Origin of the sequence: Colwellia sp. Bg11-28 (genome assembly GCF_002836245.1) — a bacterium.
Taxonomy (GTDB): Bacteria; Pseudomonadota; Gammaproteobacteria; order Enterobacterales; family Alteromonadaceae; genus Colwellia; species Colwellia psychrerythraea_A.
The window spans coordinates 400,774-415,242 of sequence record NZ_PJBA01000001.1 but is presented as its reverse complement, the minus strand read 5'-3'; the positions used below and the strand labels follow the sequence as shown (position 1 = coordinate 415,242).

Genomic DNA, 14,469 nt, shown 5'->3' with positions numbered 1-14,469 from the left:
ATCAAACTCTCTTTAAAATTATGTTTGAACTATGTAAATTAATATCTGAAATCATATTAGTTTTAAGGAGTTTTATATCCCCTCCTTGTTTTATGAATTTGGTCAATTTAGGTTGAAATTTCGATACTCCACTTTCCAATGGAAGTAAATAATCATTCCATTGCTTATGATAACTTTCATCACCTTGCTCAGGGTTTGAAGCTAAAGATTCTCTCTGTGAGGTTATGAATTTTTGTAGTTGATAAAACCTATGTTTTATGATTTTTAGCAAAATATTTTCACTAAATGTTCCATGAGAAAACATGACAGCATTAACAATGTACTCTGGAATTGATACGTTAAAATCGATTGTTTTTCCTAGAGTAATCGCAAACCATCCCTTACCTAGATAGTTTGCCATTGCAAGAGCTCTTTGACCTGATTTCTTAATATCAACAGACATCAAATTAGCCCTTGCTAAAGATATAGTCTGTGCATCGGTGTAAACATCATTAATAATATTAATAAAATAATTACTGTTTTTAGATTTGATAAAATCAACTTCAAAAGTATGCTCAGCATAAAAAGGGGATACCCAGTCATTTCCATTGCAAAAGGCATCCAATGCTACTTTTCTAACTCCTCCTTTTTGCTGTGAGCCTCGCGCTTTCTTTTTTTGTTTTGTTATAGCGTCTGTATCTGTAGTAACTTCCGTAGCATCAAAAAATAAAGCATCTAAATCAGTAATAACGCTACATTTTTTCTTTATCCTTTCATCATGAAATAACAAAGCAATATTTTCAAACCCTGTACTTCGCATATTTACTAAGGTAATGCCAAGCTCATCTAAACTAACCCCTAGGACTTCTTTAATTAATATAGGTATTAGAATCTCCTCGGCATCCCCTTCAACTAAAATAACACTTTTAGCAAAAAGTAAATTACTTCGAATAGCATCTAAATACCTTTCAACAAAACCAATTTGTTTATTGGTTAAACCTGTAGAGGGCTGGAACACTGTACATAGACCATTTACTTTCCCTATTATATTTACATTTTGAATCTTACTGACTTCTGAAACATGAGATGAATGAGTTGAGTAAATTATCTGAGTATTTGGATAGTTAATCTTATCAAACAATGACTTTTGAATATGAGTGTGGATATGAGCTTCGGGCTCTTCGATCAAAAGAAAGTTTCCGATAGATTGATTTGCCTTTTGATATTTAAATTCAAGCAATTTTAATGTCAAATAAATCAGATTAGCTCCACCTAGGCTCATTTCATCAATACTGCCTTCATGTCCATCATCTGATTCATCTACAAACAACTTTAAAGATTGAAAAAGCTCTTCTGCCTCTTTTGAAAGATCAGATTTTATTGAAATAGTATTAGGAGAGTACGTATCACCGACGGCATCATCAATTGTATTTTTGATATCAACTTTAATGTCACTGACATCTGGTAAAGTTTCGATGGTAGAGTTTAATGCCTCTACAAGAGCGGCAATAGGTTCAAATTCTGTAGGGTCTATTTCACCACTTTTATGCTTCAATAACGTTAATAAAGGGTTTGTTCTATTGTTACGGAAATCATAAACAACATCTCGTAACGCTTTAACAAACGTAAAAGATACTTCATCAGACATAGATAAGATATTTGGAATTGGACTCCCTGTTTCAGGTGATTGCAGGTTCTTTGGAAAAATTACTCTGTCAAAGTCACCTACAATACGTTTATAAACTTCTAGGTTATTAAAGTCGGCACTACTTTTTCCAGTGATTACTGTTTCGTAGTCACTTATATTTATCTCATCTAGGAGAGCATTCAGTGAAACATTATCATTTTCTGCAAGTAACCCTAATGCCTGTCTTATGTTTGCTTTTGGTCTAAAAATGAGATTGTAAGTTGCTTTAGCTACAGCTTGGTTTTCAATATTTCCTAGACCATGAACAAAAAGAGACTGGCTGACTTCATCGTCTTTTATATTATCAAACTCGAGACTAATGATTATCCAGTGACCACGCCAATCACCTAGCTTGCGACAAAAATCGCCTTGATTTAAGCGAATGGCAGAACGTGGCATTGAGTTATCAAGCAATAATCTAATTGCTTTAAATAAGTTGGTTTTTCCTGACCCATTTTCACCTATAAGAGTATTGATTCCTTTTGAAAATAGCAGTTTAGCATTCAAAAAATTTCGATAATTAATTAAAGATAATTTGGATATATGCATTGATGTTTCCCTACGAGTCAAAGTTATTAAAAGGTAAATATTTCACTATTTTGAGTTTTATAAGAGTCTACCTTTTATATCAAACAGTTGGGCAATAATAGCACTTCCTTTTGTTTTACATCAATCATACTGGACTTCTCATTTTTACACTGTAAATCAAATGTGTAGGAATTTTACATAGATTACTTTACGGGTTGTTTTACAGATAAACAATATTAATTAAGTGATATTTAGTTATTTAGAAAGGTAAATAAAAGGGTCGTTTTATTTACAATGTTAATCCACAAGAGAATTGAATTCTTCAACTTAAATTAACTAATTATTGTGTTATATTGTAGCTTTTGCTAATTAAATCAGTTTCTTATCGTAAAGTTGTTGATATTAGTTATTGGTAAAGGTAAGTTGAAAGAGTTAATGATATTTAACTGACAATTAATACGTTTATTCAGTGGAGGTAACATGAAAGGGAAAGAGTATATTCATAGTGAAGATGATCTTATTATTTATCAGGAAGGAAGTGATAAAAAGGTTAACGACAACCCAGTTGTACTAGCCGAACCTAACGGTTTCACATCAATTTCAATTGACAGTAATGAGTTCGATCAACTTGCTATAACTTGGTGTTTAAATCGAGAATTATTTGATGGTATAAGAATACCTACAGATTAATATAAAACAGAGCTTGAAGATCTGCTCCATTATTCAAGCTTTAAACTTGGTGAGGTTAATTATCTCAGATAAGCAGAAAGAATTTGTTTTAAGCTTCATTCATGAGTGGGCGGGTTCACAAGAGTCTGCTTTAAAATGGTATGAATCAGAGATAATCCCTTCACTGAATAAAACAGCTAAGCAAGCTGTTGATGGTGGAGAATTTGAAGCAGTTCGGCAATACCTTGAACATATTAGGGATGACGGCTTTGCTTAATGTAGGATCATTATATGAGTGCTGTTGCCATGAAATCATTAAACGCCTCCAAAAATAGGAACTAAAATTTTGTAGTTGGACCCAGCCATGATGGAAGTATTGATATAATAATACATTTCTATAAGCTTCTTCGATTAGCAATAAAAACAGAAGAGCGATTCTAGTTAAACAGTCATTTACGTTGAAATTGAATGCATAAACTTTATCGAGCATCCAACTACCATCTTAGGTTATCTACTTGCATAGCTTATTTTTTTTGTGTAAAGTTTGTTTGTGCTAGCCTAGACGCACTCCTGGAAAATAAAGTTGCTAAGTCAACACTAGAAAAAATTTGTAAATCTCTCTTATGATTACATTGGTAATTATTTCGAAACTGTTCACGTGCCAGGAAGTGAACGGATAATTGTCGGGGTAATTATGTCAAAAACTAGTAAAACTATTCGTAGAGAAGCTAAATCTCTTCGAAAACAAGACCAGTCTAAAAAACTCACAACCATCCAAAATGAATTAGCTATTTCACATGGCTATAAAAGCTATAAAGATCTTCTTAATCAAGAGAAAAAACAGGAAAAAGATAAGCGTATCCAGTTTGCTAAATCTGGCAGCCAGCATGCAGGGGATCACTTTGCTTATGCAAATGATAAAGTAGAGATCTTCATTCGTAATGATGGATTGAGAGGGTTAAGAGCGTTAGTAAATTTTAGCAAGGGTGATGTAATTCTCTATGAGTCAGCATTCCTTTGGGTTTCATTATCTAATGATGTACACAATGAAGGGCTTGCATGGGCTTTAACTAGGAATATTGTCATGAAGCTTCCTGAGGCGGTTCACCAAATGGAAAAGGTTGGTAAATTTCGTGAAAGCTTTTGTCCTAAACTTGATAAATTAGATAAGAAGGTTCTTACCGCTATATCTAACTCATGTGGTCAACCTGAAGGTTATGTTAAAAAAGTTTATAATTTAGTCTGTACATATAATGTAATAACTCTAATGGAAATTTATGATCCTAATTCCCATTCAGTGATGATTGCACACCGAATGACGATATCAAAAGGCCTTTCATATGCCAATCACTCTTGTGAGCCTAATTCTGAAAGAATAAAGGTAGATAGCATTGAAATGTTCAAGAGTATGAAAGACGGGTTGGTAGCTGAGAAAGAAATTTCTATTGGTGATGAAATTACTTGGTCTTATTTTGATGAATACAAATCAAAGCCGTTTAAAGACAGACAAAAGGAGCTTAAACGAGAATACGGATTCTTTTGTACGTGTTCACTTTGCAATAGAGAGAAATACAAACCTCGAAAATAATGATTTAGTGAGTTTACTAAGTAGACTCACTGTTTTTATACCAGAATGTAGATTATTATATCTGATCGAAAGTACTTCCTTGCTGTAGCTCGAACTTATTATTGTTAAATATGCGCTAATATTACACAATATTTAAATTCAACATATCATGAAACAATCAGATGTTGATTTATGCCTAAAACTAAACTCACCTGTTGTACTTTTTGCCTCGCAAAATAGGTTAGAATAAAAATGTAACGTTTTAGCCTAATATTATGATTATTTTTACAAAAAAGGTTACATAATAATTTACTGTTCTTTTTAGCTAGCGTATTTAAAGGCGATGGTGGAAATTACCTTGATTAAGGGGCTTATAACCATTTTGACCGGAATATTTATATAATGTAAAGAAAGGTGAGCTTAGGCTCGCCTTTTTTCGTTTTAAAACAAGGGGTTTTGTCTTTATTGATAAAATAAAAATGTAAACTTTAAATAAGTTGAAAATAGGCGGAATATCGATCGTGAGTGAATATACCTTTCAATTTATCTATTTGGTGGAGCTTTATGGCTAACCAGGAAACTCATATAATCGTATATAACAAAAGCTAAATAGGTGTGTTTTCACCAGTAACTGAGCCGACGAGAGGGCATAATAACTCTATATCTTAGTCAACTATCAATACCTAAATAAATAGTAAGCTCAGCAGACTCATTTAACAATTTACTGAGGAATAAGTTGAAAGTTTTACTGTGAGTTAAATATTCACTATTTCAAAATATGAGTATAATGTTTCGAATAGGTATTATATATTTGATTCATTCAGGCTTTAACCTTTAAATCAATTGGATAAAATATGTTTTATGAAATAATAAAACCACGAGTAGGCGAAACAGATGCTCTTGGGCACATTAACAACACTGTTATTCCACAATGGTTTGAAGGTGCAAGAAACCCAATATTCAGACTATTTAGTCCAGAATTTAATTTAAGCATCAGTCAATGGGCATTGACTTTAGCAAAAAGTACTATTGAGTTTCATTTACCACTTTTGTTTGACTATGATGTTGAAATAAAAACGTATATTTCTCGTATCGGTATAAGCTCGCTAGATGTATATCAAGAGGCATGGCAAAACGGCGTAAAGCATGTCACTGGGACTGCAGTGATGGTTCACTTTGATTTTCTTGCTCGAGAGTCACGTCCTATTTCTAATAACTTTAAACAAAAGCTTAATATGCATTATAGTGATTCTATTCCTAAAACAGTTTATTAACTGAAATGCAGCAGTTTTTTTAGGTTTGTGATACTTATTATAAATAAACTTTTAAAATAAAATGAGTCATTAATCCTTTGTTGGTAATAACAGATAAATTACTTGTTTTTTTTGGGGGGGCCTTTATTAAATTAAGCATTTATTGATACGTTGAATAATTAGTCTTATCAGCGCTACGTTTTTAATAACTACAATAGAACCTAGTTTTACACTCTAAACCCAGCGTAATTGCTGGGTTTTTGTTTTTATACGCGTTTAAACTCGGTACCAATCTAGATGTACTTTGAAGGTTAACGGGTATATAGCTTAGTTACGTTAAGTCATCAGGACCAACACGAACTACTAACTTGCCAAAGTTCTTGCCTTCCAACAAACCAATAAATGACGATACGCTATTTTCTAAGCCTTCTACTCTGTGCTCTTTGTATTTGATCTTTCCTTCACTAAGCCATGTCATCATCGCTTTATTAAATTCGCCATAACGGTGGCCATAGTCATCAAATACGATGAAACCTTGCATTTTAGCGCGCTTAACCAATAATGTGCCCATTAACGAAGACATACGATCAGGACCATCAGGTAATTCAGTGGCATTATATTGTGAAATAAGGCCACATAAAGGAATACGAGACTTAGGATTAAGTAGCGGTAATACGGCATCAAAGACTTTACCGCCAACATTTTCAAAGTAAACGTCGATACCATCAGTACAAGTTTTTGCCAGTAGGGTAGCTAATTCATCACTGTGGTGATCTAAACAGGCATCAAAACCAAGGGTATCAACGGCATATTGGCACTTCTCAGTACCACCCGCTATACCAATCACTTTACAGCCTTGTATTTTAGCAATTTGCCCTACTAAACTACCTACGGCACCTGTTGCAGCTGCAACGACAACTGTCTCCCCAGCTTTTGGTTGGCCAATATCTAATAATCCCATATAGGCAGTTAAACCCGGCATACCGAGAACTCCTAGTGCATAAGATGGGTTTGAAATATCATTACCTAACTTAAGTAAGTCAACGCCATTTGATATGCTGTAATCCTGCCAGCCACCAAAAGAAACAACCCAATCTCCTTGTTGGTAATCAGCATGCTTCGATTCTTCGACTCTACAAACAGTGCCACCAACCATTACCTCATTTAATGCTACGGGATCGGCGTAAGATTTTGCATCATTCATACGACCTCTCATATAGGGATCTAATGAAAGATATACCGTACGTAATAATACTTCACCCTGTTTTGGGCTAGGCTTGGCTGTTTGTGCTAGTGTAAAGTTGTCGTGGCTTGGCGCACCAAAAGGACGTGAAGCTAACAATATTTGTCGATTTACTTGTTTGTTTTGATTCATTAGTAATTCTCTTTTTAAGCAGTAAATAAAAGTTATGTCGTTATAGCAATCAGACTAACTCAGTAATCTTTTTAAATGGCCTTGTTCTTGAAAAATCACTCTTATTGCTTATGTTGCACTGAAGTTGAGCCATTCATCATTCTGATTGGTATTAAAGAGTCAGCACTAAATTGAATAAGATAATTTTGCTCAATAAACTCAGTGCTGAGCAGAAGTCATTAACCGTTTAGTTGTCTCATTAATTTTTCAGCGACTAAGATTGAACTGGCTGGGTTTTGACCCGAAATGAGTAAACCGTCTTGAACCGCAAAGGCATGCCAATCTTCAACTTTTTGATAGTCAGCACCGCGTTTGATCAATTCATCTTCGAGTAAAAAAGGCACAATGTCGGTTAGCTGTACAGCGTCTTCTTCAGTGTTGGTAAAACCTGAAACCGCTTTACCCTTAACTGCATACTCACCGTTACTATCTTTAACATTTAATAAAGCGGCAGTAGCATGACAAACAGCTGCAACAGGTTTGCTAGCGGCAATAAACTGTTCAATCAATTGGATGGAATTGGTATTGTCTGTTAAATCCCATAAAGGGCCATGTCCACCTGGGTAAAATACCGCATCAAAATATTCACTGTTGATTTGCGCTAAAGCCTGAGTATTGGCGATAAGGTTTTGGCTTTCAGCATCTTCGAAATAACGCTTGGTTGCTGTTGTTTGAAAATCATCTAATTCACTAGTCGGATCGATTGGCGCTTGTCCTCCTGCTGGAGAAGCTAAAGTAACGTTTATGCCTGCATCTTTAAACGCGTAATAAGGGGCTGCAAACTCTTCTACCCAAAAGCCTGTTTTCTTTCCAGTGTTACCTAATTCAGCGTGTGATGTTAATACCATTAATATGTTTTTAGTTTGCATTGTAAACCTCGATATTTAAATTATTGCCAGGGATGTTTCATTGACGGTAAGTGTAGTTGAGTAGAGCTAAGCTAACAATGCAGATTATATAGACTTCTTTGTATCAATAAATGATACAATAAGGGTATGATCATCTTGATAGGTTAACGATGAATATTTCTTTTGAACAGCTAAAAAGTATGGTTGTTTTTGCCCAAGTGATTGAGCAGGGTACGCTCAGTGGTGCTGCTAAACATATTGGACTCTCTCGTGCGGTGGTGAGTTACCATATAAAAAAACTTGAAGTTCAATTAGGTATAAAACTACTGAATCGCTCTACTCGCACTATTTCAGCGACTGAAGCAGGGCTTGAGTATTATCAATATTGCCGCGTTATCGCTGAGCAAGCATCAGCGGCTAATCGACAGATTGAAAATCTTAAACATGAACCGGTCGGTTTATTAAAGATTACCTGTCCAGTTAATGTTGGTTTGCAAACTATTGTTCCTGCACTTAATGAGTTTCGTACCATTTACCCTAAAATTGAACTTGATGTCATGCTTACGGATGAAGTGGTAAATATTATCAAAGAAGGCATAGACCTAGCTATTCGTGGTGCTCCTTTAGCCGATTCAGGCCTACAAGCAGCAAAATTATCAACACTCAGCACTTGTCTTTGTGGCTCACCCGCATATTTTGAAAAGTTTGGTTTTCCTAAACACCCAACGGAGCTGAATAAACATCAATGGGTGCTGTATAAGTTAACTGCGGGTTCGCTCGAGCTGACAAAAGGTAGTCGTTCTTTTAGCATTGAAATGAAAGGCACAATCAGCACAAATAATGCGGCAGCAAGAACCGCTTTTGTTGAAGGTGGCCACGGTCTAGGTCGTATTCCTGTTTATGATGCAAAACCTAGAATCAAAGCAGGGCAGTTGCTTTCGGTACTTGATGATTACGATATGAGGGATATTCATGTCTATGGGGTATTTCCTCCAGGGAATGCCGAGTCGAAGAAATTGCGGTTGTTGATAGATTTTTTAAAAGCATACTTCTTAAAGAATCAGTAAGCGGGCCAGCCTTTGGTTATCCACTTTGTTTGCTATTTCGTAAATTAAATTAAGATCTTTCACCCATAGAACATTCAGTTAAATCTTGCTTGGCACTAAAGTACCATACAGAGCTACGTGGCATTGCGCCATTATTGTCATACGACAAAACCTGAATATTGATACTATGTTACATAAATTAAAGCCACTCTTGTGGACGTTCCTATGCGGCCTTAGTTGTTCCGCAATTGCTACCTCTCATCCATTAGAAAACTTTCAGCCTTTAACTGATTTTGGTGATAACCCTGGCAACTTAGCGGCAAGTTACTTTCAACCGACCAAGCAATCTAAATCCCTTGTGGTATTTCTACACGGATGCGTGCAGCAAGGTGAAACCTTAGCAAAACAAAGTGGCTTTGTTTTGCTTGCTAAACAACATAATTTCACTCTGTTACTACCACAGCAAAGTAAAAAAAATAATGTTACCTCCTGTTTTAATTGGTTCTCAGAGCAAGATAGCGACAAGGATCAAGGGGAGGTGTTGTCGATCAAAAATATGATCCTCGCACTAAAGGCGCAGTCAGAATTTGACCATGTATTTATTGCAGGCCTTTCCGCTGGCGGTGCTATGACCAGTGCATTGTTAGTTCACTATCCTGAACTCTTCTCTGCTGGCGCTGTTATTGCGGGTTTACCTTATCCTTGTGCTAATAATTTGGCTAAAGCAATTTCTTGCATGAGAAATGGCCCTTCACAGTCATCAGTCGAACTAGCTAGCTTAGCAAAGCACGGTAATGAAGCCGTTAAACAATGGCCGAGGCTTATTGTCATCACGGGCAGTAAAGATAAAGTTGTCAATCCCAAAAATTCCCAGAGCTTAGCTTTGCAGTGGTCAAAGCTTTCAGAAACTGCATTGAAACCAAGTAAATCTTTACTCGCAGATTATCAGCAAACACTTTGGCAAAATAAAGAAGAGCCTGTGCAAGTTAAGTTGGTTGAAATTAATGAAATTGGTCACGGTTTAAGCGTTAATTCTAGTTACAAAAATAGAGATGCGAGTGCGGACTTTTTATATGAATCTTCGTTTGATAGTGCTATGAATATCATCGAATTTTGGGGTGTAAAAGGTAAAAGTTGATAATATTCAGTAACTAACCTCTATGGTACTATAGTACAAATTAACTTTGTCTAGTTTTGTTATAGAGTTTAAACATCAGTAAAAACATCAAAAAAAATCTTAAAACAACTGATTCAATAAAATTATAATAAGGCACTACTATGAAACGCTATAACAAAAAATTAAGTTACCTCGCTTTAGCTATTGCCAGCGCGTTAACCACTAACATTGCCCTTGCAGAAGAAGCAAATGAATCAACAACCGCTCAAGATAACTCAGGTCTTGAACGTATTGAAGTTACCGCTCGTAAAACCGTAGAGACTCTGCAGAATGTTCCTGTCGCCGTTACCTCTATTGGTGCAGAACAACTTGAACAGAACGGTATTAGCGTGATGACAGAAGTTCAGCAATTCTCACCAAATACTACCTTACAAAGTAGCCGTGGTACTAACTCAACATTGACCGCCTTTATCCGCGGTGTTGGTCAAGAGGATCCTTTATGGGGTTATGAACCGGGCGTTGGTATTTATGTTGATGACGTATATATTGCACGTCCACAAGGCGCTGTGCTTGATATTCTTGATGTTGAACGTATTGAAGTATTACGTGGTCCACAAGGTAGTTTATACGGAAAAAACACCATAGGTGGCGCAATCAAATATGTCACCAAAAAAATGTCAGGAGATGCGGAGTTTGACATAAAAGCAACTTTTGGTAATTACGCACGTCAAGATTATAAAGTGGCTGGTGCGGTGCCAGTAGTTGATGACAAACTCTATGTTGGTTTTGCTTTAGCCAGCTTATCTCGTGATGGTTACGGTGAGTTTTTACAATCAGGCTTACCTGGGCAAGATTTAGAAAACTATAACAAGGATGTTTTTGCTGGTCGAGTAACGGTTGAATTTACCCCTACAGATGATTGGTTCTTCCGTTTTAATTACGATAATACCCAAGATGATTCCAACGCTAAAGGTGGTTACCGTTTATTACCTAGTATAGTAACCGATGCGCCTATACCTGATAGTGTATATGATTCATATACAAGCTTACCAACCAAAAATGTGGTTGAGAATGAAGGCTGGAGTTTAACCGCTGAATATTATATTAATGATTATTGGTCATTAAAATCAGTGACGGCAGCTCGTGAGAATTATTCTCCAACGAATATTGATTTTGATAATACTCCTTTACAAATTTTTGATGTACCAGCTATTTATGATGATGAGCAATTCTCGCAAGAAATTCAGTTAAATTATAATGGAGATAACTTATCATTTGTTTCTGGATTATATTATTTTGATGGCGAGTCATGCGGTCATTATGACGCCATCATTTTTCAAAGTTTAACAGCAGAAAAAAGTGGTTGTAATAATAGCGAAAGTTATGCTGTTTATGCACAAGGTTCATATAATCTGACTGAAAAGTTATCGTTTACTTTAGGTGCTCGTTATACAGAAGAAGAAAAAGATGCGAATGTAAATGATGATCTCCGCTTTTCAATAGAATACCCAGAGTCAAACTGGATTCCTGGGTATACACGTGGAGATTTACCAGTAACAGAAGTATTAAATGGCAACAAAACTTGGTCACGTTTCACACCTAAAGTGGGTGTCGAGTACCAAGTTGATGAAGATATGATGGTATTTGCTAGTTATTCACAAGGTTTCAAATCGGGTACCTTTAATCCTCGTGCATCAACTAATGAACCAGCAGTAAATCCAGAAATAGTTGATTCTGTTGAGCTTGGTATAAAAAGTGAGTGGTTTAATCAATTACGTGTTAATGCAACAGTTTTTGCACTAGAACATAAAGACCGTCAATACAAAAGTGTGGTACCAAATGAAGATCCTACCGTGTTAGATTCACGCTTAGGTAACATTGGTCAATCTGAAGCGATAGGTTTAGAGCTTGAAGTGGAATATGCTGCAACAGAGTCACTAAGCTTTAACTTTGCTTTGGGTTATATTGATAGTGAATTTACTGAAGTATTAAGCTGGAATGGTACTGGTTATGATGATATTTCTGATATTTATACTGTAGCCAATACTCCAGATACTACAGCTAATTTTGGTGTCACTTACGATATTGAAACTTCTGTTGGTACTTTTGTTATAAATAGTAATTATTACTATCGTGACGATTATGCTTTGGTTGAACTTGATAATAGATTGACTCAAGATGCTTATGGTTTACTTAACTTGGGTATAAATTGGTACAGTAATGAAGGTGATTGGACTGCCGCTCTACATTGGAAAAATATTACTGATGAAGAGTATATGGTTGGTGCTTATGACTTTACTGGCGGTCAAGATGAAGAGGGTAATTGGTTACCTGGCTTTGGTGGCGATACTACACTTATTGCTTATTATGGTGATCCAACAACTATTTCATTAACTATTGGCTATCAGTTTTAAGTATTGACTCGTTTAATGTAGGACAATACTAAGTAGTGAATTCAGAGTAAAAAGAGCTGGCACTTGTCAGCTCTTTTTTTCATACTGGATTAAGAATCATGTAGGAGCGTTAAATGTCACAAGCAAAAGTTATTATTGCCGATGATCATCCGTTATTTCGTACGGCACTTAAACAAGCAATTATCGAATGTATTGATGATGCCGGCACGTTAGAAGCCGACAACTTTAGTGAACTATTAATTGCTATTGAAGCCACTCCGAGTCTAGAAATCGTTTTTCTCGATTTGCATATGCCAGGTAATGATGGTTTTACCGGACTTACTCAGCTGCAAAACCACTACCCCGATTTAGTGGTGATTATGGTGTCTTCTGATGATAATGATGAGACCATGCAAAAAGCGATTAACTTTGGTGCTGCAGCATTTATTCCTAAATCAGCCGACTTAACTACCATTGCCAGTGCTATTGATACAGTATTGATGGGTGATATTTGGTTACCTGAATTGATAGAAAAAAATGCAGGTCAACAAACCGCACTTGCTCATCAAAAACTCGCTAAACAGCTAGGACAATTAACGCCGCAACAGTACGTAGTGTTAACTCAAATTGCTGATGGTCAACTTAATAAGCAGATTGCTTATGATCTTAATATTAAAGAAACCACTGTGAAAAAACATGTTTCCGCTATTTTGGAAAAGTTAGAAGTGAATAATCGAACGTTAGCAGGTCTTGCTTATCAGCAGCTGATGCTGGCGCCAACAGAGAATGTTAATAGTCCCATCTAAACTATTCTTAGTAGGCTACCTGAACTAATTTTAGGCAGTGAGCGTTATATTGTGTGATAAACGGCCATAAAAGACCAAGCAGAGTGCTTGTTCTGATAAAGTATCTTTGGTCATTTACCGTAAAAGTTCACTTCACTGATATTACCCACTGAAACCTTAACCGATTGTGAGTTACCCTCAGGTGATGGGATCACCAGTTGGTCATATTGAACATTATCATCGACCTCGGTATTACATCGAAGTGCTACGGTATAATCCCCTTCAGGTACAAAACCAATGCTATAGTTGCCATCAACAGCAACCGTTGTTGCAGCTAAGGGCTCAATTGCTGTGGGTATTTCGCCAATAAAGCTTTCATCATTACTATCAAATAAATCCGCTAGCGTTGTTGGTGCACCATCATATAAATAAACCATACAAGGCCCTAAATTGGTGTTTTCTGCTGAAACAGTACCTGTTATATCACCATATAAACTAACAATACGAACACCATGAGGTTTAATGATATAACCATATTTTGCCGGATCATTACCACGTAACACTAACGATTTTGTCAGGTCAAACTCTATGGTGTAGGCAGGTTTATTATCTACTTGTACGGCATCGCTGTGCACTGTAAATTCACCAAGCTTTAAGCGTGAGCTAGGCACTTTAATGTCATATTCTGTAGCATCATTGTCTAATATGACATAAGAGCCAGCATCAACAACCACTAACTCCATAGTATAAACACCAGTCGCTAAAGTGATGCCTTGGGCCTCATCAACAATTTTCATTTGCGCTATGCCAGTAAAGTCGAGTAAATTCACTTGAATGGTATCTACAATATCGCCATCTTCGTTGGTAAACTCTTCTATCAATACTTCTTGTTTACCATTGTCATCATCAGTATTAGTGAGCTTAATGCTATCAATTTCAATAGCGACTACCTCTGCTTCTTCTACTGGCGCATCACTCACACCTAATGAGAATTTAGCCTGTTCGAGCTCTTTATCTAGAACCAAGTCTTGCTTATCTGAGCCACCACAAGCGCTTAGCAACAAACTGACTAATACAAGTGAGGTTAGGGGGATTTTATTTAACATAGTAGGGCCTACAAATTTTTTAGTGAAAACTAAGTGATAGAATTATTTGAAACTTATTAGGAAAAGCCAAAAAATAG

The 14,469-nt window shown here is 36.1% G+C and carries 12 protein-coding genes; 8 read left to right on the top strand and 4 right to left on the bottom strand.

Annotated elements, in window-relative coordinates; translation table 11 throughout:
- Position 1: 1 nt before the first annotated feature.
- Positions 2–2,215: an ATP-dependent nuclease gene (locus CXF79_RS01715; RefSeq protein WP_101153655.1), complete on the bottom strand. Its 2,214-nt coding sequence runs from the start codon at positions 2,213–2,215 to the stop codon at positions 2–4.
- Positions 2,216–2,674: 459 nt separating this feature from the next.
- On the opposite strand from CXF79_RS01715, the gene CXF79_RS01710 reads away from it, so the two are divergent.
- The 4 genes from CXF79_RS01710 to CXF79_RS01695 all read left to right on the top strand — a co-directional run bounded on the left by CXF79_RS01710 (position 2,675) and on the right by CXF79_RS01695 (position 5,704).
- Positions 2,675–2,884 (top strand): hypothetical protein, encoded by a 210-nt coding sequence (locus CXF79_RS01710; RefSeq protein ID WP_101153654.1) that lies wholly within the window; start codon positions 2,675–2,677, stop codon positions 2,882–2,884.
- Positions 2,885–2,930: 46 nt separating this feature from the next.
- The gene (locus CXF79_RS01705) at positions 2,931–3,140 is read left to right on the top strand and encodes a hypothetical protein (RefSeq protein ID WP_157825824.1); all 210 of its coding nucleotides are present in this window, start codon (positions 2,931–2,933) and stop codon (positions 3,138–3,140) included.
- Positions 3,141–3,557: 417 nt separating this feature from the next.
- Complete coding sequence (locus CXF79_RS01700; protein WP_101153652.1) at positions 3,558–4,451, top strand: SET domain-containing protein; 894 nt, start codon at positions 3,558–3,560, stop codon at positions 4,449–4,451.
- Between the two features lie 833 nt (positions 4,452–5,284).
- The gene (locus CXF79_RS01695; protein ID WP_101153651.1) at positions 5,285–5,704 is read left to right on the top strand and encodes an acyl-CoA thioesterase; all 420 of its coding nucleotides are present in this window, start codon (positions 5,285–5,287) and stop codon (positions 5,702–5,704) included.
- Between the two features lie 310 nt (positions 5,705–6,014).
- Here CXF79_RS01695 and CXF79_RS01690 read toward each other — a convergent pair whose 3' ends face one another.
- Both CXF79_RS01690 and CXF79_RS01685 read right to left on the bottom strand, forming a co-directional pair.
- Complete coding sequence (locus tag CXF79_RS01690) at positions 6,015–7,058, bottom strand: NADP-dependent oxidoreductase (RefSeq protein WP_011041774.1); 1,044 nt, start codon at positions 7,056–7,058, stop codon at positions 6,015–6,017.
- A 218-nt stretch (positions 7,059–7,276) separates the two neighbouring features.
- Positions 7,277–7,966 carry a type 1 glutamine amidotransferase domain-containing protein gene (locus tag CXF79_RS01685; protein ID WP_101153650.1) on the bottom strand — a complete coding sequence of 230 codons (690 nt, stop codon included), beginning with the start codon at positions 7,964–7,966 and terminating at the stop codon, positions 7,277–7,279.
- 149 nt (positions 7,967–8,115) lie between these two features.
- Here CXF79_RS01685 and CXF79_RS01680 point away from each other — a divergent pair, with 149 nt between their 5' ends.
- The 4 genes from CXF79_RS01680 (at position 8,116) to CXF79_RS01665 (ending at position 13,307) form a co-directional block, all read left to right on the top strand.
- Complete coding sequence (locus CXF79_RS01680; protein WP_101153649.1) at positions 8,116–9,012, top strand: LysR family transcriptional regulator; 897 nt, start codon at positions 8,116–8,118, stop codon at positions 9,010–9,012.
- A 166-nt stretch (positions 9,013–9,178) separates the two neighbouring features.
- Positions 9,179–10,129, top strand: coding sequence for an extracellular catalytic domain type 1 short-chain-length polyhydroxyalkanoate depolymerase (locus tag CXF79_RS01675; protein ID WP_157825823.1), 951 nt, complete (start codon positions 9,179–9,181; stop codon positions 10,127–10,129).
- Positions 10,130–10,269: 140 nt separating this feature from the next.
- Positions 10,270–12,522, top strand: a complete 2,253-nt coding sequence (locus CXF79_RS01670) for a TonB-dependent receptor (protein ID WP_101153647.1) — start codon at positions 10,270–10,272, stop codon at positions 12,520–12,522.
- A gap of 113 nt (positions 12,523–12,635) precedes the next feature.
- A complete protein-coding gene (locus CXF79_RS01665) occupies positions 12,636–13,307 on the top strand; it encodes a response regulator transcription factor (RefSeq protein ID WP_101153646.1) in 672 nt (223 codons plus the stop codon).
- 110 nt (positions 13,308–13,417) lie between these two features.
- Here the strand turns inward: CXF79_RS01665 and CXF79_RS01660 are convergent, their stop codons facing one another.
- Complete coding sequence (locus tag CXF79_RS01660; protein ID WP_101153645.1) at positions 13,418–14,392, bottom strand: DUF4382 domain-containing protein; 975 nt, start codon at positions 14,390–14,392, stop codon at positions 13,418–13,420.
- Between the last annotated feature and the right edge of the window lie 77 nt (positions 14,393–14,469).

What these genes read in the sequence shown, in the direction of transcription:
- CXF79_RS01715 (WP_101153655.1), bottom strand. Translation starts at nt 2,215, where the DNA reads ATGCATATATCCAAATTATCTTTAATTAATTATCGAAATTTTTTGAAT.
- CXF79_RS01710 (WP_101153654.1), top strand. Translation starts at nt 2,675, where the DNA reads ATGAAAGGGAAAGAGTATATTCATAGTGAAGATGATCTTATTATTTAT.
- CXF79_RS01700 (WP_101153652.1), top strand. Translation starts at nt 3,558, where the DNA reads ATGTCAAAAACTAGTAAAACTATTCGTAGAGAAGCTAAATCTCTTCGA.
- CXF79_RS01695 (WP_101153651.1), top strand. Translation starts at nt 5,285, where the DNA reads ATGTTTTATGAAATAATAAAACCACGAGTAGGCGAAACAGATGCTCTT.
- CXF79_RS01690 (WP_011041774.1), bottom strand. Translation starts at nt 7,058, where the DNA reads ATGAATCAAAACAAACAAGTAAATCGACAAATATTGTTAGCTTCACGT.
- CXF79_RS01685 (WP_101153650.1), bottom strand. Translation starts at nt 7,966, where the DNA reads ATGCAAACTAAAAACATATTAATGGTATTAACATCACACGCTGAATTA.
- CXF79_RS01680 (WP_101153649.1), top strand. Translation starts at nt 8,116, where the DNA reads ATGAATATTTCTTTTGAACAGCTAAAAAGTATGGTTGTTTTTGCCCAA.
- CXF79_RS01675 (WP_157825823.1), top strand. Translation starts at nt 9,179, where the DNA reads ATGTTACATAAATTAAAGCCACTCTTGTGGACGTTCCTATGCGGCCTT.
- CXF79_RS01670 (WP_101153647.1), top strand. Translation starts at nt 10,270, where the DNA reads ATGAAACGCTATAACAAAAAATTAAGTTACCTCGCTTTAGCTATTGCC.
- CXF79_RS01665 (WP_101153646.1), top strand. Translation starts at nt 12,636, where the DNA reads ATGTCACAAGCAAAAGTTATTATTGCCGATGATCATCCGTTATTTCGT.
- CXF79_RS01660 (WP_101153645.1), bottom strand. Translation starts at nt 14,392, where the DNA reads ATGTTAAATAAAATCCCCCTAACCTCACTTGTATTAGTCAGTTTGTTG.